We start from the raw sequence: 21,814 nt of genomic DNA on the forward strand, positions 1-21,814 counted from the left end.
AATCAGTCCGCTTACTTGCAAACACAATGTTTATCAAAATACCGTCAGTCATTTCAATTTGCAAAATAAATTAAGCAAACTGTATCCGGGCAATCAGATTATCTTTTCGCAGGAATTAAAATGAAAAAATCACTTTTCGCTTTAGCCGCACTCACACTTATCGGCGGCTATGCGCAAGCCGATGAAGGTATGTGGATGCCACAACAGTTGCCACAAGTAGCTAAACAACTCAAAGCAGCAGGTCTTAAATTAGATCCGAATTCGCTGACTAAATTGACCGAATTCCCTATGGGAGCGATTGTCAGCTTAGGTGGTTGTTCCGCCTCTTTCGTTTCCCCACAAGGCTTGGTGGCGACTAATCACCACTGCGTCTATGACAGCGTAGCCCGCAACTCCACGCCACAACGCAATCTACTCGCGGACGGCTTCTTGGCCAAAAACTTGGCAGAAGAATTGCCTGCAGGTCCTGGCTCACGCATCTTCGTTACGACTGAGGTGACCAATGTCAGCGACAAGATTATTGATAGTAATACTGCCAAGTTGACCGGCAAAGCGCGCGTCGATGCCATAGAAAAAAACCAAAAAACAATCATCGCCGCTTGTGAAAAAGAAGCTGGCTTCCGTTGCAGCATTCCTTCCTTTTACGGTGGCCTAGAATTTTATTTGATTAAGCAAATGGAAATCAAAGACGTGCGCTTGGTCCATGCACCAGCGGAAGGCGTCGGCAAATTCGGCGGCGACACGGACAACTGGATGTGGCCACGCCACACAGGTGATTACGGTTTCTATCGCGCCTATGTCAGCAAAGACGGCAAACCGGCGGAATACAGCAAAGACAATGTCCCTTACGTGCCTAAGCATGTATTGAAATTGGCGAAAGATGGTTTGAAAGAAGGCGACTTCGTGATGGTCCTCGGCTACCCAGGCCGCACAAACCGTCATCGTCTGCCATCTGAAATTTCCTATACCTTTGATTTTGAGTATCCCAATTTCGTCAAAGGCTCTGCTGAATCATTGGCAATTATTGCCAATGAAACTAAAGACAATAAGGATGCCAACTTGAAATACGCTGGCATGGTTGCAGGCATCAATAACTATTACAAAAACCGTCAAGGTATGTTGGATAGCTATGCGGGTAGCAATATTTTAGAGCGCAAAACTAAAGAACACGCTGACTTGAAAGCTTGGGTCAATTCAAATCCTAAGACGAAAGCAGAATACGCTGCGGACATCGACAAGATCGAAGCCATTTACGCAAAGCGTGATGCAACGGCGAAAAAAGAATCCTTTTTAGCTTCCTCATATCCTCGCTTCCTTGGCACAGCACGTACTTTGTATCGCTTGGCACATGAAAAAGCCAAACCAGACGCAGAACGTCGCGCGGGTTTCCAAAATCGTGATTTGCCACGCTTCAAAGCCACAGTTGATGGCGTAGAACGCAGCTACGATGAAAAAGTCGATAAAGCATTGGTCTTAAATAGTCTGGTGAAGTACGCTGCAGCGCCAGCTGCAGAACGCAATGCCAACTTCGATAGCGCCTTAGGCATCAAAGACGGCATGAGCAAGGATCAACTGAAAGCATTGCTAGATCAAATGTATGCTGGCAGCCAGTTTGGCGACAAAGCTTTCCGCGCTTCCTGGTTAGAAAAATCTGTAGATGATTTCAAAGCCAGCAACGATAGTTTTATTAAAGCGGCTGTTGGCATGTTTGACGAAGGCATGAAACGTGAAGTCGCGGATCAAGAGTCAGCTGGCGACATGCAAAAAGCCTATGCCAGCTACATGAAAGCGAAAATCGCTTACATGAAGAGCAAAGGTCAAGCGGTCTACCCAGATGCCAACAGCACTTTGCGTGTGACTTTCGGTAAAGTCGCAAGTCGTCCATTCGGCGCGGATGGTACGACTTGGACTGCGTTTACGACAGTTAAGGGCATTACAGCCAAAGCAACTGGTACGGGTGAATTCAATGCCCCTGCTAATCAATTGGCTGCGATCAAAACTAAAGACTTCGGTAAATATGTTGATCCTATCTTGAAGACTGTACCAGTCAACTATTTAGCCACTTTGGATATTACTGGCGGTAATTCTGGTTCTGCTGCCCTCAATGCTAAGGGCGAATTCATTGGCCTAGCATTTGACGGCACTTTAGATTCCATCATCGCTGACTGGGATTACAACAAAGCGTCTAGCCGTTCTATCCAAGTCGATTTGCGCTACATGTTATGGCAAATGAAACATGTCGATAAGGCAGACAACCTGTTGAAGGAAATGGGCGCGGAGTAAACTGTCCAGTTCCAAGTCGGCAAGTCAGTTTAAAGCTGTAAACTAGCCACGTTGATTAAGTTCAACGTGGCTTTTTTCTTTACACAAGCACCATAAAAGTGGGCAATCTGGCGTTAAATCCCGCTATACACCTGAGGAAACGCCCTCATTTCGAGTAAAATACGGGCTTATCTAAATCGGATCAACCCATGCGATCCGATTACAAAAAATTCTTTGGTGCTGTAGTTCTGCATCACACTCATTCTCAAAAAGAAGACAAATAGAAGGTTTACTATGCTCGACAATTTAACCCAACGTCTCGCCAAAGTCGTCAAGACCATGCGCGGCGAAGCGCGTTTAACTGAATCGAATACCGCCGAGATGCTGCGCGAAGTACGTATGGCTCTGTTAGAAGCCGACGTCGCTTTACCTGCTGTGCGCGAATTGATTGCCCGCGTCAAAGAAAAAGCAATGGGCGAAGATGTCATTGGCTCTTTGACACCAGGTCAAGCTTTGGTTGGGGTGGTACAAAAAGAATTGGCGTCCTTAATCGGAGCAGATTTAGGTGACAGCGCCTCTGAATTAAATTTCGCGACGCAACCGCCAGCGATCATTTTGATGGCAGGTCTGCAAGGTGCAGGTAAAACGACTACCGTTGGTAAGCTGGCTTTATATCTTCGCGAAAAGAAAAAGAAAAAGGTCTTGACTGTTTCCGCTGACGTTTACCGTCCTGCAGCGATTGGTCAATTAGAAACTGTCACCGCGCAAGCAGGCGCAGATTTCTTTCCAAGCACCATAAATGATAAACCTGTCGACATCGCCTTAGCCGCACTTGATTGGGCCAAGAAACACCATCATGAAGTCTTGATTATCGATACCGCCGGTCGCCTTGGTATTGATGAAGCTATGATGCAGGAAATCGCGGCTGTACATGCGGCAGTCAAACCTATCGAAACCTTATTCGTCGTCGATGCGATGTTAGGTCAAGATGCGGTTAATACGGCCAAAGCCTTTAACGATGCCTTGCCATTAACTGGTGTGGTACTGACCAAACTCGATGGCGACTCACGCGGTGGCGCGGCTTTATCCGTACGCCATGTCACAGGCAAACCCATTAAGTTTGCCGGTGTATCAGAGAAGCTTGATGGCCTCGAAGCCTTTGACGCCACCCGTATGGCGAATCGTATTCTTGGCATGGGTGATATTCTCGCCTTAGTTGAATCCGCGCAAAAAGGCATGGATATTGAAGCCGCCAAAGGGCTGGCAGAAAAGATCAAGGTTGGCGGTAAGTTCGATATGAACGACTTCAAAGCCCAACTAGCTCAAATGAAAAATATGGGTAGTCTATCCAGTCTGATGGATAAACTCCCAGCACAGTTCCAACAAGCTGCCAGCGGCGCGAATATGGACAACGCCGAGAAACAAATGCGCCGTATGGAAGGCATCATCAACTCTATGACACCACTAGAACGCGCCAAACCTGATCTGATCAAAGCCTCGCGCAAACGTCGTATTGCAACTGGCGCGGGCGTGCAGATCCAAGAAGTCAATCGCATGCTGGCACAGTTTGATCAAATGCAAAGTATGATGAAAAAGCTCAAGGGTGGCGGTATGATGAAAATGATGCGGGGCTTAAAAGGCATGATGCGATAGGCGTCATATAAATCCAATTTTGGGGCGCATTGCGGCGTTGCGCCTCCTCGCAATACATAGGTATTGCTGTGGACCGCGCCTTGCACTGCATCCCCATAATTGAATTTCTAAAGCCGCCTATTTCCCCAGGATGTCCAATCGACTTATCAACATCCTCTCGATATCAATGTATTGCTTTGCTTGGCGCCTAGCGCTGTATCCCTATAATTGAATTTCTGCAGGCAAATCGCTTTGCTGTTTTTTCGAACAAAACAAAACCATGTTCACAGTGTCTTCCGAGATTGTAGGTTGGTGCTGAACGAAGTGAAGCCCAAAATAGTTTGATTGACTCGCTTACATCGAGTCCTAAATTCTTCTTCAAACACCACGTCACTTACCACAAAAAACACCCTCTGTTTTTCCTGTACATCTCCGCATCTCCGCGTTGAGAGGTTTAGTTTTTATGTTTTTCTCCAAGCATTTTCATCAGCAACAAACCCATCATTTCCCCCGCTCTGCAGAGGAAAAACGACATTTTTCCCTCTGAAAACCACGTCTCTCATGATTTCTCACACTTTTTTCGTAAAAAGCAAAAAAAAACACTTGCATCACTCTCTAAACAGCACCACTATAAGCACTGCGTGAAATGGCGCATTTTCCAAGACAATTGTGAAGGAGCCTCGATATGGCAACAGCACCAAAAAAAGCAGCAGCAAAACCAGCAGCAAAGCCTGCCGCGAAAGCAGCAGCTAAACCAGCGGCAGCAAAAAAACCAGTAGCAAAAGCAGCAGCTAAACCTGCCGCAAAACCAGCTAAAGCAGCAGCAAAGCCAGCAGCAGCGCGTAAGCCAAATGCAGCTTTCATGAAGCCTATGACTTTGTCTCCAGTATTGGCAGCCGTAATCGGTGCAGCACCAATTCCACGTACTGAAGTGACGAAGAAGATCTGGGAATACATCAAAAAGCACAAACTGCAAGATGAAGCTAACAAACGCAATATCAATGCGGATGACAAGTTGAAAGCCGTTTTCGGTGGAAAAGCACAAGTCTCCATGTTTGAAATGACGAAACTCATTTCAGGTCATCTGTCTTAATCGGATCAGATGTCTATATTGCTTTGGGCAATTCTTGGGTCGTAAATTTTACTACTCAAACCCCAAACAAAAACGCCCGCATCGCGCGGGCGTTTTTGTTTGCTAAGATCTTAAAACCGATCAAGCTTCTCTCACTTGCCTCGCATTATACAAATTTCCCTTATGTCTAGTCCTCGCCACAACCCTCAAAAAAAGCCTACGCAAGCGGAATTCCATCCACGCAACCGACATCAGGGACAATATGATTTCACCGCACTAATCGATGCAGACCGGGATGCTGGCGCTGTCGCGCTGGGCCATTTTGTCAACACCAATCCTTACGGTGATCTGAGTATCGACTTCGCCAATCCAAAAGCGGTCAAAGCGCTGAACCGGGCCCTGCTTAAGCATCAATATGGAATCAATGCCTGGGGTATTCCCGACGATTACTTGTGTCCACCAGTACCGGGTCGTGCTGATTATATTCACTGTCTAGCAGACTTATTGGCCGCTAGCAATCAAGGAAGGATTCCAAAAAAATCCAATTTACAAGCACTTGATATCGGCACGGGTGCCAATGGCATTTATCCCTTAATCGGTGCCAGTTGTTATCATTGGAAGTTTACTGCTACCGACATCAACCCTGAATCAATCGCCAACCTGAATCGCATTTTGCTCGCCAATCCACAGCTAACCAGCAGGATTCAAACACGTCTACAAACCAATCATGACGCTATTTTCCGCAATATTATTGGAGAAGATGACTGGTTTGATTTCAGCATGTGTAACCCACCTTTTCACAGTTCACCCGACGAGGCACGAGAAGGCTCTAAGCGAAAATGGGAGAATTTAGGGCAATCACAGAACACCGGCAAGCTCAATTTCGGTGGACAACATGCGGAGCTTTGGTGCGATGGCGGCGAGCTCGCTTTTATTCAAAAGATGATTCAGGAAAGCCAATTGTTTGCGACGCGCTGTTTCTGGTTCACTAGCCTGGTATCCAAAGCGAGCAATTTGCCCGCCATCAATGCCGCATTAAAACGCGCGCACGTTCAACAAAGCAAAACGATCGATATGCAGCAAGGACAAAAACAAAGCCGCTTTATTGCCTGGAATTTTCTCAATCCAGTTCAACAAGCGGCTTGGGCGAAGATGCGTTGGTAAAGTATAGTTAATGCTTACATAAAGCACTCGTTTTCTATTTCGCTTTATTCGCGTAAAAAAACAAAGTTAGCCATTCTAAATTTTTTGTCTTAATCCAATTCATATCTTCATCTGAATCGAACCTAGAATAAGAGAAAAAATAAACAATTTTTCCTTCTATCATGGTGGTGGTTAAACCCAGCACCATAGGAATTTCTTTTGCTTCACCGCTCACCATCACTTGCACCAAGGTCTTGGCGATTAAGGCAACAAATCTCTCATCATCGATCACCTCGCGCACTTGCAACTCACCCAATTTCATAGAAATATTCTTGACTTGTCCGTTTTGATCTAAACGCTCAACCGCCTTATTCATTTCTGACTGCATGCGCGCAGCATTATCATCTAGTATCTTCTTATATTGATTCTTTAGTTGATCCCGAACACCAGCGAATACTTGTGCTGACATGGTTGAATCTTCTTTAGCACGCAAAGTCTGTACCAGGAAATAACGATGCAATTGCGGCTCCGCCTGTGCCAGCATCGCTTTCGCATCATCATCGCTGATAAAGAACGCAAGCAGACGATTTGAGGGCGGCGTCATAGCTTCGCCTAATTGACGCAATTTGGGAAACATCAAAGACGGGTCGGAAAAATCTTTGGGAACTGGGATGGCTATAGCCTTTGCCCCTATCTTAGCTTCTACATCTTTATCTGCTGCAAATACATTGCAAAAAGGAAGCAAGAGTGCAAGCATGATCATCAAACGCACTACGAAGTTTGGCATAAAGTATCCTCAGTGAAAGTCATACGTCATCAATTTATTATTGGTCGCGATCAAATCTTTTGTATGCGAATAATTCAGCACACCTGATTACCCTTTGAATTCCCAATTCTTCCAATTGGCAAGTACCGCATTAGGATATTCCGGCCGGCCGCGACTACCGTTATAGCGCCCCAAAGCCAAATACAAATTGCCGCCTTCCATATCGATATACATGCGCAAAATCGAACAGCCATAGCGCAGATTCGTTTGCATTTGAAATAGCTTCTTCGGATCGCCATCACCAATCACGCGCGACCAGAATGGCATGACTTGCATGAAGCCTCGTGCGCCAACTATGGATACTGCGTATTTTTTAAAACCTGATTCGACTTGCATCAAGCCGAGCACCAATCCGGTATCTAAACCCGCACGTTTGGACTCATACCACACTGTTTCTAAAAATTCTATGCGGGTTTGTTTGTCGGGAATTCGGCGCTTTAAGCGGTCTGACATTTCACCAAGCCAATGCAAATACTTAATACGCTCTTCTATTTTGTCGAAAGTCGGTTTCGGTGGGCGTGGGTCAGCAACCAGCTTGGCTAACGCCAGTCTGACGGAATCGGCTATCGCTTCTTCCTTTTGGTTGCCAGCATTCGTGACTGATGGTGCAGTGAGTAGCAGCGCGAGAAGACAAACGCGAGCTCGTTTTTTAAAGAAACAAACTCGCGCTATTGCGTTCAAAATGAACTTCATTCTTGGGATTACTTCGCCTGCAATTTAGCGGTGAGGAAACTGAACATATCAGCGACCGCGACATTACTAGCTTCCGCGTCGCGGCGACCTTTGTATTCCAGATTGCCTTCTTTTAAGCCACGATCACCGATCACGACGCGATGTGGGACGCCAATCAATTCCCAATCAGCAAACATCGAACCTGGACGTAAGTCACGGTCATCCAACAACACGTCGACACCAGCAGCCAATAGATCTGCATACAGTTTTTCTGCCTGCTCTTTCACCGCTGGACTTTTCTCCATGCCCATAGGACAAATCACGACTTCAAACGGCGCAATCGCGGTAGGCCAAATGATGCCTTTGTCATCGAAATTTTGCTCAATTGCCGCACCCAAGATACGGGTAATGCCGATACCGTAGCAGCCCATTTGCAAGGTCTGTGGTTTGCCATTTTCATCGAGGAAAGTCGCTTTCATCGCTTCCGAGTAACTGGTACCCAATTGGAATACGTGACCAACTTCAATACCGCGTTGGATTGCCAATACACCTTTGCCATCTGGTGATGGATCACCAGCGACCACATTGCGCAGATCAGCAACCAGTGGTTCCGCCACATCACGTCCCCAGTTGGCACCGGTAAAGTGGAAATCTTCTTCGTTCGCGCCGCAGACAAAGTCGCCCATCATCGCGACGGTGCGATCTGCGACTACTTTGACCGGCAGCTTAGTATTAATTGGGCCGAGGTAACCTGGCTTAGTGCCAAAGTGTTCGACGATTTCATCTTCTGTTGCGAAACGGTAGTTTGCTAATCCTGGTACTTTACTCGCTTTGATCTCATTTAATTCGTGATCGCCGCGCAATAATAACAACCAGACTTGCTTGCTAATCTTTTCTTTTTCTTCGGTTTCTACCGTCAGCACAATCGACTTCACCGTGTTTTGCAAAGGAATATTCAAGAGCTCAGCCACATCTTCGCACTTGGCTTTGCCTGGCGTTGCGGTTTTCGTCAATGCTTGTGTTGCTGCTTGGCGTGCATCAAATAAAGACAAGGCTTCCGCTGCTTCCATGTTGGCGGCGTAATCAGAAGTCGGGCAATATACCAAAGCGTCTTCACCGGTTTCGGCGATCACGTGGAATTCATGCGAACCAGTGCCGCCGATGGCGCCGTTGTCAGCTGCCACCGCGCGGAACTGCAAACCAAAGCGATTGAAGATACGCACGTAGGCGTCATACATGTTTTGATAGGACTTCTTTAGACCATCTAAGTCACGATCAAAGGAATAAGCATCTTTCATCGTAAATTCACGACCACGCATCAGACCAAAGCGTGGACGACGCTCGTCGCGAAACTTGGTTTGAATATGGTAAAAGTTCAGCGGCAACTGGCGATAAGACTTGATTTCTTGTCGCGCAACGTCAGTAATCGCTTCTTCCGAAGTCGGTTGAATAATGAAATCACGACCATGACGGTCTTTTACGCGCATCAGTTCTGCGCCGTATTTTTGCCAGCGACCCGTTTCTTGCCATAATTCAGCAGGCTGCACAACAGGCATCAACATCTCGATTGCGCCAGAACGATCCATCTCTTCACGTACAATTTTTTCAACTTTACGGATGACGCGCAAACCCATAGGCATGTAATTATAAATACCAGAGCCGAGACGCTTGATCATCCCAGCGCGCATCATTAATTTATGGCTGACGATTTCGGCATCAGCTGGAGCTTCTTTTAAAGTGGAAATGAAAAAACGTGTAGCGCGCATAACTTATTTCTTTTCAATAATGAAGGTTTGGAATGACATCAAAATGTTGCCAGCGCATTGCATGAATACTCAGGCAGAACTTAGACATTGAGTGCCATGATTTATGAAACAACAACGCTTGAACTTTTTTGTTGAAGTCCTAGGTTATAATCAACTCAATTTTAAAGGATATGCTGGCTCATGCGCTCACTCTTTGCATTTTTGATGATGGTTTCGACTGCTTAATTGCATTTTTTCCGACCGAATTCGGATTTTTGACGGTTATTTCCGCAAAATTCCCAGTTTTCAGCGTTAAAAACTTCGCCTGTTAAAATAAAGAATGAGCCCTGACCACGTTTGGGAATAATTAACAATTCGTTTAGGGACAGATAAATTCTCGCCGATTTATATTCGTGCGGGGATTTTTTGGCGCGACTAGTTTTAGTAATTTACAAAGAAACTTAGAGCACCCACCTGAACGATAGTGAATGAATTCCCAAGAAATAATTGGGGTTATACCATGTTGGATCGTGAAGGCTTCAGGCCTAACGTAGGCATTATTATGCTGAACGCCAATAATGAAGTCTGGTGGGGCAAGCGGGTGCGCGAGCACTCATGGCAGTTTCCACAAGGCGGCATTAAATACGGCGAATCGCCGGAACAAGCGATGTTCCGCGAGCTCGAAGAAGAAACTGGCCTGCTCCCTGAGCATGTCAAAATTATCGGTCGCACTCGCGATTGGTTGCGCTATGAAGTGCCGGATCATTTCATCAAACGTGAAATCCGTGGCCATTACCGTGGTCAAAAACAGATCTGGTTTTTGCTGCGTATGGTTGGACGCGATTGCGACGTGAATTTACGTGCTAGTACGCATCCAGAATTCGACGCTTGGCGTTGGCATGATTATTGGGTGCCGCTTGATACCGTGATCGAATTTAAGCGCGGTGTATACCAAATGGCTTTGCAAGAGTTATCGCGCTTCATTAATCGCCCCGATAGTCAACGTAAAACTTACCATCAACGTGGGCCGCGGCGAGCGCCAGAAGTGCCGCCGGACAGCGCGCAGAACAGCACCAGGGAAGCTGCGGATACTAGTACCAGCACATCGACGCCAGATAAGGAAACTTGACCATGCACCAGCTCACACCGCTTCATTCATTCTCATGCACAGCGCAACAAGTCCTGCGTGCCTGCGGTCTGAGCTTGTGCTTTATTCTTGTAGCTACGGCACAAGAGACCAGCGACAAACCGACAAAAACTTGGGTGGATAGCCCAATACAGTTCCCCGCCGCACCTGTGACAGAAAATCTGCTAGGTTTTTATAGTAACGAAAGCCAAAGCTTCTTCATCGATAGTAAATCCCTCAGTATCGTAGCGGACGGTAGCTTACGCTACACCATCGTATCCACCAGCCAATCAGGTGCCAAGAACGTCAGTTACGAAGGCATACGTTGTGATAGTTACGAAAAACGTCTGTTCGCATTTGGTCGTACCGATGGTACTTGGTCGCCCTCCCGTCGCAATGAATGGGATGAAATCAGCAACAAAGGCGTCAATAAACAGCACAGCAGTTTGGCGTGGGATTTTGTATGCGAAGCTGGCAGCATTGCTGGCAATGTAGAAAAAATCATACAGCGTCTGAAAACCAATCAATCCCTTAAGCAGTATCATTAAGTCCGCGCTGGCTCTAGCATACTCCCTTAGACACGCTGTATTTTTTAGATAGCCATAAGGTCAGACGCAGAAAGTAGGTATAAGCGAGCTCACTGCATGCCTATCTTGCCCATGTTAAAACATCAGCCTAGGCGAATTAATAGAGTTTGAGGCTGACATGAATACACAAAGCTCCGGTTATTCAGGTGCATCACTTGCAAAAAAACTAGGCCTTACAGAAAACTGCGAGGTATGTGCCTTGCATGCACCTAATGATTACTTGGAACTACTTGCGCCAATTCCTAGCGGTGTTCTATTCAAAGTGAAGCCTGATTCATCCACCGATATCGTGCATGTTTTTGCCGAACAAAAGATACCCCTACATGCGGAATTGATAGCGCTGAGAAGTGCCATTAAGACCAAGGGCGTGATATAGGTTTCATGGCCCCAAAAGGCGTCCAAGATCCCCACCGACATCACATAAGATACGGTACGGGAATTAGCATTGCCGCTGGGCTTAGTCGACATCAAGGTTTGCTCGGTCAAGGAAATCAGGTCGGGTTTAAAACTGGTTATTCGCAAAGAGTTAAGATAAGCCCCCATTTCACTAAGAAAATTTAAACATCGATGAAAGTACTCGCCCTCTGCGGTAGCTTACGCCAACACTCCAGGAGCCTTGCTTTGCTTCAGGCGAGTGCGATCTTAGGAGAGTCCAAAATTGAATTCTCCATCTTCAGCAGTCTAGGCCATCTGCCCTTATTCAATCCAGATTTAGAACACGATATACCTGCTCAGGTACAAGCTTTGTGGCGAGCGATAGATGATGCGGATGCAATCATCATTGCTAGCCCCGAATATGCGCATGGCATTACAGGCACAATAAAAAATGCCTTAGACTGGCTGGTAGGCTACATGCCCTTTACCGGAAAACCAGTTGCCGTATTTAATCCATCACATCGCGCAGAACACGCTGATGCGGCGCTTAAAGAAATTCTGCACACCATGAATGCGCAACTCATTATAGAAGCATGTCTACGTATCCCCGTCACTGCATGTCAGCTCAGCGCTGAAGAACTAGCCAATACAGACCCTTACCGCAATTTGATATCCACGGCGCTGAATGCGATAAAAATCAAGTTAGCTCACTAGGATCTGTGACCCTAACCTACTCCTTAATCGCTTCAACGCTAAAATACAACGTCACTTCATCGCTAACAAATGGTGTGTAACGACCGACATCAAAGTCGCTACGCAAGATCTTTGCATTACCATTCGCACCGCAGGCCGTTTTAAAATACAAAGGCATAAATCGGCAACGGAATTGCGTCAAAGTAAACTTGACTCGCTTTGTGATATTTTTAATCGTCAAATCACCTTCCAATCCAATCAGATTATCCTTTTCATCATACTGTACAGAAGTTGATTTAAAACTGATCTTTGGGTATATCTCTGTATCAAAAAAATTACCAGAACGTAACGCGCTGTCAAACATACTATTTCCAGTACTCACAGAAGCAGCGTCAATATCAAGTTGCACGCTACCCGTTTTCTTTTCCAAATCAAGTTCAATGAAACCGCTATTTTTTTCGAAACGACCTTGCTGCAAACTCAGTCCCCAATGTGAATATTCAAAAATAGAATACGTGTGGGTAGGATCGATGACATAACGATCAGCGGCGATTGAAGGCGATGCAGCGACACCAAACAAGATCAGACCCACTGCGCTGCGCTGTAAGCATTTTCGAAAAGTCCAGACTTGACGTAGCATACTGAATCTCCGGTTTATGTTCCAGGTTGATGTACTAAGTATTGTAGTTCGATTCTTTACTATACAGTTCAAACTGGCTTCTGTGACCCGCGAGTTTATAACCGAAGTGCTAGAAAAAGACATGGGATAATGTGAGATAGAATTTATCCTTTATACATTACTTAAGCGGCTACATCCGGTATTCATAACAAATCGAGAAACTAGGAAACTACAATGGCATCCTCACCTAGCGTTTGCATGGTTCTTTTTGTCACCGATGTTGCACGCATGACGAATTTCTATAGGACTATCGCCGCGATGCAGATTCTGCATGAAGAAGCTTCCTACGCCATCTTAAACATAGCAGGCTTCGAATTAGTCATTCATGCTTTATATGGAGAGCCATCACCTCGAATTCCCTCAGCAGGCACCGTTCTAGTACGCGAAGATTCTTACACTAAACTCTGCTTGCCAGTCGTAAATATCGCTGCATCCCGCCAAACCGCGAGCGAACTAGGCGGTCTAATCAAGCCAACAGAGCACGAATGGGTAGCTAGAGGTGTTCGAGCCTGCGATGGACACGACCCAGAAGGCAATGTCTTACAAGTGCGCATACTAGAAATTTAGAGTCAAAAATCTATTTCGCCACACATGATTTTCCACCGCTTTTGCAAACAAACCTCAGGAATTTTCATATGAAGTTTCAGCGTTTCTTTATCTCAGTCCTTTTGGTCAGCTTCTGCCACAACAGCTTAGCAACGCAAGCGCCAAGCGCAACGCGCGGAGAAATTGACATGCTGTTCAAACAACTACAAGCCTCAGGTTGCCAATTCAATCGCAATGGCACTTGGTATTCAGGGGCTGAAGCACAGTCACATTTAACCAAGAAATTAGAATATTTCGAGAATAAGAATATGATCAAAAACACAGAGGATTTCATTACACATGCGGCCTCCGTAAGTAGTACTAGCGGCAAGGCCTATCAAGTCAAATGCGGTAATAATCCAGCAATGGAAAGTAAAACTTGGTTGCTGGAACAATTAAAAACTATACGCGGCTCAGGCACTTCTAGCACTTCGAAATAAAGTTAGATCAAGTCAAAGTTAAAGATAAAGACGAACAATCCACATCACCGGACCAACTTTATGCTGATGCCCACGCCTATGTAAAAGAACAAGCTTACAGTCGCTAATTCACGGTCATCAACCCAGCAATAACCGATATTAAAGAACACAATTGAAAACCCACATATCAAAATGAAACGCGCGCTCTTCATCTGCACCCAAAACCGGCTGCGCAGCCCAACCGCAGAACAAATTTTTGCCTCGTGGCCTGACGTCGAAACTGACTCAGCGGGTTTAGGTAATGATGCCACAACCCCACTCTCCTCCGAACAAATCGCATGGGCGACGATTATCTTCGTGATGGAGAAAGCGCATCGCACAAAATTATCCAAAAAATTTCGACCTTATCTCAGCAATAAACGGATTATTTGTTTGGATATTCCGGATGATTACGAATACATGGATCCGTTATTGATTACGATTTTGAAAGCGAAAGTTGGGAAGTTTTTGATGTAAACCTGAGTCGAACCGAGTGAAAATTCTTTTCTAGGTTGAAGGTACACTGCGGGAACTAAAATAATAATATTGAAATTTTTTTAGCAGTCACCACTTAGTGGTGAGTAACATTTTGGTGAAAGCACATAGCAATAGAGAAGCGTTGCACGCCCTGCTAAATAAGGTCTTTAATCATCTCGAAAGCGAACTATGGATAGTCATTATTTGTGGATTGTTAGCGCGGTGTTGGTGTTTTTGGGGCTAGCGGGCTCGGTGCTGCCTTTGCTGCCAGGTACTTTACTGGTGTGGCTAGGTTTGCTTTTGGGTGCTTGGAGCGAGGATTTTTCTCGTGTCAGTGTTGGCACCATGGTGTTCATCACTTTCTTAGCGGTATTCGCTTCGTCACTTGATTTTGTGGCTGGTCTACTGGGGGCAAAGCGTGCGCAAGCGAGCAAGCTAGCCTTAGTTGGCGCAGCGGTGGGCACCGTTGTGGGGATATTTATGGGTCTAATTGGCGTGCTGTTTATGCCGCTCGTTGGGGCGGCAATTGGCGAGTATTGGGCGCAAAAAAACCACCAGCGCGCAGCCCGGGTGGCCTTTGCAACTTGGTTGGGTATTATGTTGGGAATGATTGCCAAGATTGTGATTGCGTTTATGATGCTAGGAATCTTTTTAATCGCCCTTTGGGTTTAAATTTTGTAAGGAAAAAAATGGAAAAGCTACTGGCAAGCGTAGGTTCAATGCTATATGGCATGCGGATCATGATGTTATTGTTTTATATGGGACTGGTAGGCATCATTGTTGGGATTTTGGGTAAATTTTTGTACGAGACATACAAGCTGATGAACACCTTGCTGTTTGGCAATCTCGAAAAAATTGGCTTGATCATTAAGGTACTCGAATTGGTCGACATGACCATGGTGGCACAGCTAGTATGGGTCGTTGCTTTGGCAGGTGTATCGCTGTTCGTGACCACCGGGCACTTTGACAACACCGATATGAAAAAACCCGACTGGCTGGATCACGTCAACACCTATAACCTGAAATTGAAACTCGCGTTTGCCATCATCTCTATCTCTGGCGTGCACGCGTTGAAGACGTATTTGAGTAGTGATCTCAGTTTGGAGAACATTCAAATGGTGACCTTGATTGCCGTCATCCACTTCTTGTTTGTCTTGTCGGCCATCGGTATCTCGTTTGCAGAACGACTCACCCACGACAAAACATAAGCGTTCGCCCCATCTCGACTTAGGAAGAGCACCAAAATGCCAAATAATCGATCTGCAAATGCTGTCAGACTGGAATTCACACCCGGCTCCTTAGTGCAATCCAACTTATCGGGGGCCGCTTTTACAGACAATTGGCTGTGGGTGGCGGGCGATGAAGCCTGCGGCTTGGATCGCTTGCGCAAGCTTGATTCGGTCGGTGGAGAATCTCTGCGTTTTGGTGAGGTACGCGATTTTCCATTAGCCGACTTATTGGACCTCCCTGGCGCTGCTGACGAAGAAGCGGATCTTGAAGGCATGGCCGTTGCTGGCGACTATCTCTGGGTAGTTGGTTCGCATGGACTCAAACGAAAAAATGCGAAACCGGAACGCAGTCATGCGGACAACGCCAAGCGACTAGCAAAGGTCGCCTTGGATGGCAATCGTCGCTTGCTGGCTTGCTTTCCCATCGAGCCAGATGCCAAAGGTGAACCTTGTTTGGTCAAAGAGGCGAAAGATGGGCGCCGTGCCAAACGCCTCAAAGGCGATGCCGAGCACAATCAATTGACCCGCTTGTTAGCAGACGATCCGCACTTTGGTCCTTACATGGCGATCCCGGGCAAAGACAATGGCTTTGACATTGAGGGTCTGGCGATTGACGGTAATCGCTTACTGCTCGGCTTGCGTGGCCCCGTGCTGCGCGGTTGGTCAGCCTTAATCGAAATTGCCGTCGAAGCACGCGGTGATCAACTCCGCATAGCGCCATTGGATGAAACCGGTGCAATGATGCGCAAGCACTTTTTACAGCTTGACGGTTTAGGTGTGCGTGACCTGCATTTTTCTGGCGAGGATCTCTATATTTTGGCTGGCCCGACCATGGTACTCAATGGCGACATCCGTATTTTTAAATGGCCTGCCGCGCGCCCATTTTTAACGGCCAACCGCGAACCAGCTCGTTTTGAATCTAGTCTGACTGAATCCATCTCGCTGCCACATGGACGCGGTACCAATCGCGCTGAAGCCATCTGTAATTTACCAGTTGAGCTGTCGGATGGTAAAGCAAGTTGGTTGGTACTATACGACGCGCCAGGTGCTGATCGCAAAGAGGGTGAGCATACCGTGTTTGGCGACTTATTACGGCAGCGTTAAGTGAAATCGAACTGGCCTGCCCCGCACATCGCCCCTGAAGCGCCGCTTCAGTTTGTGATCAATGCGGCGGCAGGTAGTAGTGCAGCAGACGCCAAACGTCAACTCATCGAAGACGCGCTACAGGCAACACAACGTCAGGGCAATTTAATTTTTAGTGGCCCCGCCAACTTGGCACAAGTGGCGCGACAAGCCGCCGACTTGGCAATCGCCAATCACAGCGCGGTCATTGCAGTTGGCGGCGATGGCACGATCAATACCGTGGCACAAGCCGCGCACGCGTTAGGCTGCCCGATGGGAGTCATACCACAAGGCACCTTCAATTACTTTGCCCGTACCCATGAAATTCCAGACGATCCAGCCATCGCTGCTCGACAACTTCTGGAATGGTCGCCTTGGCCTGTGCAAGTCGCCGCTGTGAATGAGCATGTGTTTCTGGTCAATGCCAGTCTCGGACTTTACCCCGATTTACTCGAAGATCGCGAAGCTTACAAAGCGCGTTTTGGACGCAGTCGCTGGGTCGCATTCTGGGCCGCAAGCGCCACCCTACTGCGCGCACAACGACGACTGCGCATGCGCATCGAACAAGAAAGCGCCGTGCGCAATGTCAAAGCCCTGACGCTCTTTGTTGGTAACAATCGCTTACAGCTAGAACAATTGGGCGTACCGCCGCGCCTAACACTTCCCGATACACCAGGCCATTTGACCGCGGTCATGTTACGCCCCATCGGCACCTTAGCGATGTTGCGACTGATGTGGCATGGTGCAATGGGTAATCTTGGTACAGCCGAGGATATCGAACACTTTAGCTTCAACCACTTAGTGGTTCGCCCCACACTAAGTCCCGGTCGTCGCGGGGTCAAGGTCGCGTTCGATGGCGAAGTCACCCGCCTGCGCGCGCCACTTCACTTTCAAGTGCTATCGAAACCTTTGTATCTGTTGAAACCAGCGCCGACAAGCAATGCTGCCAGCGCCGAGGTGTCAAACGAAAGTCACGACGCATGAGCGTCATCATGCAGATTTCCGATCCTCACTTTGGCACCGAACAGCCACAAGTGATGGCGGGGCTCACGTCTTTGGTGAAACAGCAGAAACCGAATCTCTTAGTACTATCCGGCGATATCACGCAACGCGCGAGGCCAGCACAATTCCACGCAGCACGTCGCTTTATGGATAGCCTGCACGTCCCCTTCCTGGCAATTCCGGGCAACCACGACATCCCGCTACTAAATATATGGTCGCGCCTAAGCAATCCCTACGCTCGCCATATCGCCGCTTTTGGATCGGAGTTGGAACCGTTCTATTCATCGCCCGACATGATGATTATCTGCGTCAACACCACACGCGCATGGCGTCATAAACACGGTGAATTATCCGCACAACAAATCGCGCGCGTTACCGACTTATTGTCACAAGCAAGTGCCGAGCAATTACGCATTATCGTCGTCCACCAACCAATCGCTGTGACGCGCGCTAAACATAAAGTCCATCTACTTCGCGGTCATTCTGAAGCCTTACCCGCTTGGTCTGCCGCTGGTGCCGATCTTGTCATGGGTGGGCACATCCATCTACCTTACGTGCTGCCACTTGCTGGTCTAGCTAGACCAACGTGGGCAGTACAGGCTGGCACCGCAGTCTCATCGCGAGTGCGATCCGGTGTGCCGAATTCAGTAAATATTTTACGCTGGGGAGTCCACGCCAAGATGGGCGGCTGCCACATAGAGCAATGGGATTTTTCAGCCAAGGAGTCCAATTTTGAAATTGTAAAATTGAGCGAAGTACATCCGTTAAATCACAAACTCAATTCACAGAACAATGGCAGCCCTCCGTGCAGCTAAACAAGATTTAGACTAGACACGTCTTCATTTTGGAAACGTCGATGGCTAATCATCATTTTTATTCAACTGAGTTGTACAGACACAAGCGGTCTAACCCACTAAATTTGGCGCAAAGCAAGCATAATTTGATTGGTTGCATTTCAAGATGGATGTCTAATGTTATTGTTGTGTATGTGCTCAATTTTATTGAACTAGAATTTGAAAATCCTTCTTCCGTTACATTATGACTGACGTCTTGTAAGCTGATGTATAACGAATACATGGATTCTGCGTTGGTTACGATTTTGAAGGATAAGGTTGGGAAGTTTTTGATATAAATTGGTGCGTGTTTGCGATCTTGCAGATTCGACCTTTTCGTTTTCTCAAGCTTCTGTTGGTCGGGTGTGGCCCGACAGCCAATTACCTTTTTTGCTTCGCAAAAAAAGGCGACCGTAGACTCGCCCCTTCGGGGTGCTTACGCTTCGCTTCAGCATAATTTGTGCATCACAAAAAATGGGAAAGTGTTGGAACTCGCTACGCTCAGACAACAACACTTTCTTATCCATTTTCTGTGAAGCACAAATTACATGGTCTCAAACGGGGGTAGGTCAAAAGCAAATTCAAAAGCAAATTCAAAAGCAACGACCTACAACAGCTATTAGAAAATTGAGTGTCCTTCGGTATTGATTGTTTTGAAGTTGCCGTTGCTTTTGACTTTAACGCTGTTCCACTTCTGACACTGCCAATTGTGCTAGGCAGAAATGGGTAAAAGAGAGTCAGATGTTTGAGCGTAGCGAGTTTCTGACTCTCCCCATTTTTGTCTTGCACAATTGGGAACCCGAAGGGCAGTGGCAGCGTGATCGCCTTTCTTTGCTTACTTTCTTTGGCGAAGCAAAGAAAGTGAGTGGCTGTCAGGCCACACCCGACCTACACACTACGATACAACAGAGAAAAAAAACCATAGGTTGTACAAACATAATTCGCCAATCAAACTAACGAGAAACGAGAATGAAAAACCTCGCTGAATATCTCTATGAACATAGAGCTAAAAACCTACCAGCTATAGCTCTTGCAGAAATTTTTGATCGTTTAATATGGATTTTGGATGAGAACGATAGACAAATCATGGAAACAATAGAGGCTTGGCTACTTGGGAATGATAGCGAGAAGATTGAAATTGCATTGTTAATGAATGAAATTTTTCCGTTCGAAGACCAACTTCAGATGGAGAATGTACTCAACAGAATCGCTAACGATTTTCCAAAATTGTCACATCATTGCAGTAAATTAATCGACACTCGAAGAAAGCAACATTCAACATAGTTGGAATATTCTGATGCTAATCGCACCTTCAAACTCTTAGAATACTAAGCAACAAAAAAAGCCCGCAAAATCCAAAGATTTGCGGGCTTTTTCACAAGCAATCAAAACATAGAAAAACCGTCTATTCCACAGCTTTAACCATATCCTCAATCACCTTCTTAGCATCCCCAAACACCATCATGGTCTTATCCATGTAGAACAACTCATTGTCCAAACCAGCATAACCAGACGCCATAGAACGTTTGTTCACGATAATCGTTTTAGCTTTGTAGGCTTCCAGAATCGGCATACCAGCGATAGGCGATTTTGGATCTTTAGCGGCCGGATTAACAACGTCGTTTGCACCGAGAACTAAGACCACATCAGCTTGTCCGAATTCGCTATTGATATCTTCCATCTCAAACACTTGGTCGTACGGCACTTCCGCTTCGGCCAGCAACACGTTCATGTGTCCCGGCATACGACCTGCCACTGGATGAATCGCGTACTTAACAGTGATGCCTTTGTGCGTAAGTTTCTCAGTCAACTCTTTCAACGCATGCTGAGCACGTGCTACCGCTAAGCCATAGCCTGGAACGATGATGACCGTTTCCGCATTACCCAACAAGAAAGCGACGTCATCAGGTGAACCCGATTTGACCGTGCGTTGCGCGCCACCCGCTGCTGCGGCTTCTGCCGGAGCGCCACCGAAACCGCCCAAAATCACGTTGAAGAAAGAACGATTCATTGCCTTACACATGATGTATGAAAGAATCGCGCCAGAAGAACCAACTAAGGAACCGGCAATAATCAACATGGAGTTATTGAGTGAGAAGCCAATCCCTGCCGCCGCCCACCCGGAATAGCTGTTCAACATCGACACCACCACTGGCATATCCGCGCCACCGATAGGGATGATGATCAGTACACCCAACACGAATGCAATCGCCGTCATCAGGATGAACGGTGTCCAAGCAGGAGCGACGCCACCATCAAAACAGAATACCAAACCCAAACCTATCATTGCGATGGCCAAGACCAAGTTCAACATGTGTTGACCAGCAAAACTCACTGGCGCGCCTTGGAATAATCGGAATTTGTATTTGCCCGATAATTTACCGAACGCGATCACCGAACCAGAGAACGTAATCGCACCAACGAAAGTACCGATAAATAACTCGATACGGTTACCAAATGGAATCGCCGCATCACGTGTAGTAATACTAAAGATCCATGGTTCAGCAACCACTGCAACCGCAATACATACCGCGGCCAAACCAATCAGTGAATGCATCGCTGCCACCAATTCTGGCATCTTAGTCATTTCTACGCGTTTAGCTAATGTGGCACCAATACCGCCACCCACCACGATACCAAGTATCACTAAGCCATAACCAAGACCCGCACCACCCGCCTCGTTTTTCAACTTAACGATCAGAGCGACTGTCGTGAAAGCGGCAATCGCCATACCGATCATGCCGAAGGTATTACCCTTGCGTGCAGTCGATGGATGGGACAAGCCTTTTAGCGCTTGAATAAAGCAGACCGATGCAATCAGGTATAGCATCGTCACGAGATTCATACTCATTATTGCGCCTCCTTCTGTTCAACTTTGGCTTTGGGCTCTTTTTTCTTAAACATCTCTAACATCCTTTGCGTGACTAAGAAGCCGCCAAAGACATTGACCGCCGCCAGTGCGACTGCCAGCGTGCCCATCACTTGCGCGAGGACACCTTCGGTCAAACCTGCCGCTAACATCGCACCGACGATGATGATGGCGGAGATCGCATTGGTCACCGCCATTAAAGGCGTATGCAATGCGGGTGTTACGGTCCAGACCACGTGATAACCGACATAAATTGCCAGTACAAAAATGATCAGGTTAGTGAGTGTATGACTTACTACATCCATGACGTTCTCTCTTTATTTACGTTAAAAGGGACTTCAGTAGTGATGCTGTGCAGGTAAGCTTAGTTCTTTTAATCGTCATCCCTGCGAAGGCAGGGATCCAGTAGCTTTGGGCTTCTACACCA

Annotated in this window: 23 protein-coding genes; 17 read left to right on the forward strand and 6 right to left on the reverse strand. The window is 46.8% G+C overall.

Annotated elements, in window-relative coordinates:
* Window positions 1-120: 120 nt before the first annotated feature.
* From ACO0KZ_RS03125 to rlmF, 4 genes are all read left to right on the forward strand, one after another.
* Window positions 121-2,283, forward strand: a complete 2,163-nt coding sequence (locus ACO0KZ_RS03125) for a S46 family peptidase (protein WP_422992615.1) — start codon at window positions 121-123, stop codon at window positions 2,281-2,283.
* Window positions 2,284-2,556: 273 nt separating this feature from the next.
* Window positions 2,557-3,915 carry a signal recognition particle protein gene (ffh, locus tag ACO0KZ_RS03130; protein WP_422992617.1) on the forward strand — a complete coding sequence of 453 codons (1,359 nt, stop codon included), beginning with the start codon at window positions 2,557-2,559 and terminating at the stop codon, window positions 3,913-3,915.
* A 664-nt stretch (window positions 3,916-4,579) separates the two neighbouring features.
* On the forward strand, window positions 4,580-4,987 hold the full coding sequence (locus ACO0KZ_RS03135; protein WP_314862784.1) for an SWIB/MDM2 domain-containing protein: 408 nt from the start codon (window positions 4,580-4,582) through the stop codon (window positions 4,985-4,987).
* A 162-nt stretch (window positions 4,988-5,149) separates the two neighbouring features.
* Entirely contained in the window at window positions 5,150-6,130 is a 981-nt protein-coding gene (rlmF, locus tag ACO0KZ_RS03140; protein WP_422992619.1) for a 23S rRNA (adenine(1618)-N(6))-methyltransferase RlmF, read from the forward strand.
* A gap of 34 nt (window positions 6,131-6,164) precedes the next feature.
* On the opposite strand, the gene ACO0KZ_RS03145 is transcribed toward rlmF, so the two are convergent.
* The 3 genes from ACO0KZ_RS03145 to ACO0KZ_RS03155 form a co-directional block, all read right to left on the reverse strand.
* Entirely contained in the window at window positions 6,165-6,896 is a 732-nt protein-coding gene (locus tag ACO0KZ_RS03145; RefSeq protein ID WP_422992621.1) for a hypothetical protein, read from the reverse strand.
* Between the two features lie 87 nt (window positions 6,897-6,983).
* Window positions 6,984-7,616 carry a lytic transglycosylase domain-containing protein gene (locus ACO0KZ_RS03150; RefSeq protein WP_422992623.1) on the reverse strand — a complete coding sequence of 211 codons (633 nt, stop codon included), beginning with the start codon at window positions 7,614-7,616 and terminating at the stop codon, window positions 6,984-6,986.
* Window positions 7,617-7,636: 20 nt separating this feature from the next.
* Entirely contained in the window at window positions 7,637-9,373 is a 1,737-nt protein-coding gene (locus ACO0KZ_RS03155) for a proline--tRNA ligase (protein ID WP_422992625.1), read from the reverse strand.
* Window positions 9,374-9,872: 499 nt separating this feature from the next.
* Here ACO0KZ_RS03155 and ACO0KZ_RS03160 point away from each other — a divergent pair, with 499 nt between their 5' ends.
* From ACO0KZ_RS03160 to ACO0KZ_RS03175, 4 genes are all read left to right on the forward strand, one after another.
* Window positions 9,873-10,481, forward strand: coding sequence for an RNA pyrophosphohydrolase (locus ACO0KZ_RS03160; RefSeq protein WP_422992783.1), 609 nt, complete (start codon window positions 9,873-9,875; stop codon window positions 10,479-10,481).
* A 2-nt stretch (window positions 10,482-10,483) separates the two neighbouring features.
* Complete coding sequence (locus ACO0KZ_RS03165) at window positions 10,484-11,026, forward strand: CNP1-like family protein (protein ID WP_422992627.1); 543 nt, start codon at window positions 10,484-10,486, stop codon at window positions 11,024-11,026.
* Window positions 11,027-11,183: 157 nt separating this feature from the next.
* Window positions 11,184-11,441 (forward strand): hypothetical protein, encoded by a 258-nt coding sequence (locus tag ACO0KZ_RS03170; RefSeq protein ID WP_422992629.1) that lies wholly within the window; start codon window positions 11,184-11,186, stop codon window positions 11,439-11,441.
* A gap of 191 nt (window positions 11,442-11,632) precedes the next feature.
* A complete protein-coding gene (locus tag ACO0KZ_RS03175; RefSeq protein ID WP_422992631.1) occupies window positions 11,633-12,154 on the forward strand; it encodes an NADPH-dependent FMN reductase in 522 nt (173 codons plus the stop codon).
* Window positions 12,155-12,170: 16 nt separating this feature from the next.
* On the opposite strand, the gene ACO0KZ_RS03180 is transcribed toward ACO0KZ_RS03175, so the two are convergent.
* The gene (locus ACO0KZ_RS03180) at window positions 12,171-12,773 is read right to left on the reverse strand and encodes a YceI family protein (protein ID WP_422992633.1); all 603 of its coding nucleotides are present in this window, start codon (window positions 12,771-12,773) and stop codon (window positions 12,171-12,173) included.
* A gap of 213 nt (window positions 12,774-12,986) precedes the next feature.
* Between ACO0KZ_RS03180 and ACO0KZ_RS03185 the strand changes: the two genes are divergently transcribed.
* From ACO0KZ_RS03185 to ACO0KZ_RS03225, 9 genes are all read left to right on the forward strand, one after another.
* Window positions 12,987-13,379, forward strand: coding sequence for a hypothetical protein (locus tag ACO0KZ_RS03185; RefSeq protein ID WP_422992636.1), 393 nt, complete (start codon window positions 12,987-12,989; stop codon window positions 13,377-13,379).
* Window positions 13,380-13,447: 68 nt separating this feature from the next.
* On the forward strand, window positions 13,448-13,837 hold the full coding sequence (locus tag ACO0KZ_RS03190; protein WP_422992638.1) for a DUF5329 family protein: 390 nt from the start codon (window positions 13,448-13,450) through the stop codon (window positions 13,835-13,837).
* Window positions 13,838-14,008: 171 nt separating this feature from the next.
* Entirely contained in the window at window positions 14,009-14,332 is a 324-nt protein-coding gene (locus ACO0KZ_RS03195; protein WP_422992640.1) for a low molecular weight protein tyrosine phosphatase family protein, read from the forward strand.
* Window positions 14,333-14,521: 189 nt separating this feature from the next.
* Window positions 14,522-15,004: a DUF456 domain-containing protein gene (locus ACO0KZ_RS03200; RefSeq protein ID WP_422992642.1), complete on the forward strand. Its 483-nt coding sequence runs from the start codon at window positions 14,522-14,524 to the stop codon at window positions 15,002-15,004.
* A 17-nt stretch (window positions 15,005-15,021) separates the two neighbouring features.
* A complete protein-coding gene (locus tag ACO0KZ_RS03205) occupies window positions 15,022-15,540 on the forward strand; it encodes a YqhA family protein (protein ID WP_422992644.1) in 519 nt (172 codons plus the stop codon).
* Between the two features lie 36 nt (window positions 15,541-15,576).
* The gene (locus tag ACO0KZ_RS03210; protein ID WP_422992645.1) at window positions 15,577-16,665 is read left to right on the forward strand and encodes a DUF3616 domain-containing protein; all 1,089 of its coding nucleotides are present in this window, start codon (window positions 15,577-15,579) and stop codon (window positions 16,663-16,665) included.
* The gene (locus ACO0KZ_RS03215) at window positions 16,666-17,667 is read left to right on the forward strand and encodes a diacylglycerol/lipid kinase family protein (RefSeq protein ID WP_422992647.1); all 1,002 of its coding nucleotides are present in this window, start codon (window positions 16,666-16,668) and stop codon (window positions 17,665-17,667) included.
* The gene (locus ACO0KZ_RS03220) at window positions 17,664-18,500 is read left to right on the forward strand and encodes a metallophosphoesterase family protein (RefSeq protein WP_422992649.1); all 837 of its coding nucleotides are present in this window, start codon (window positions 17,664-17,666) and stop codon (window positions 18,498-18,500) included. Before ACO0KZ_RS03215 ends, ACO0KZ_RS03220 begins: the two co-directional genes overlap by 4 nt.
* A 987-nt stretch (window positions 18,501-19,487) precedes the next feature.
* On the forward strand, window positions 19,488-19,802 hold the full coding sequence (locus ACO0KZ_RS03225) for a hypothetical protein (RefSeq protein WP_422992651.1): 315 nt from the start codon (window positions 19,488-19,490) through the stop codon (window positions 19,800-19,802).
* A 121-nt stretch (window positions 19,803-19,923) separates the two neighbouring features.
* Here ACO0KZ_RS03225 and ACO0KZ_RS03230 read toward each other — a convergent pair whose 3' ends face one another.
* Both ACO0KZ_RS03230 and ACO0KZ_RS03235 read right to left on the reverse strand, forming a co-directional pair.
* A complete protein-coding gene (locus ACO0KZ_RS03230; RefSeq protein WP_422992653.1) occupies window positions 19,924-21,369 on the reverse strand; it encodes an NAD(P)(+) transhydrogenase (Re/Si-specific) subunit beta in 1,446 nt (481 codons plus the stop codon).
* Window positions 21,369-21,692 (reverse strand): NAD(P) transhydrogenase subunit alpha, encoded by a 324-nt coding sequence (locus ACO0KZ_RS03235; RefSeq protein ID WP_186921579.1) that lies wholly within the window; start codon window positions 21,690-21,692, stop codon window positions 21,369-21,371. Before ACO0KZ_RS03235 ends, ACO0KZ_RS03230 begins: the two co-directional genes overlap by 1 nt.
* Window positions 21,693-21,814 lie beyond the last annotated feature (122 nt).

It is taken from the genome of Undibacterium sp. Di24W, assembly GCF_049340325.1.
GTDB lineage: Bacteria > Pseudomonadota > Gammaproteobacteria > Burkholderiales > Burkholderiaceae_D > Undibacterium.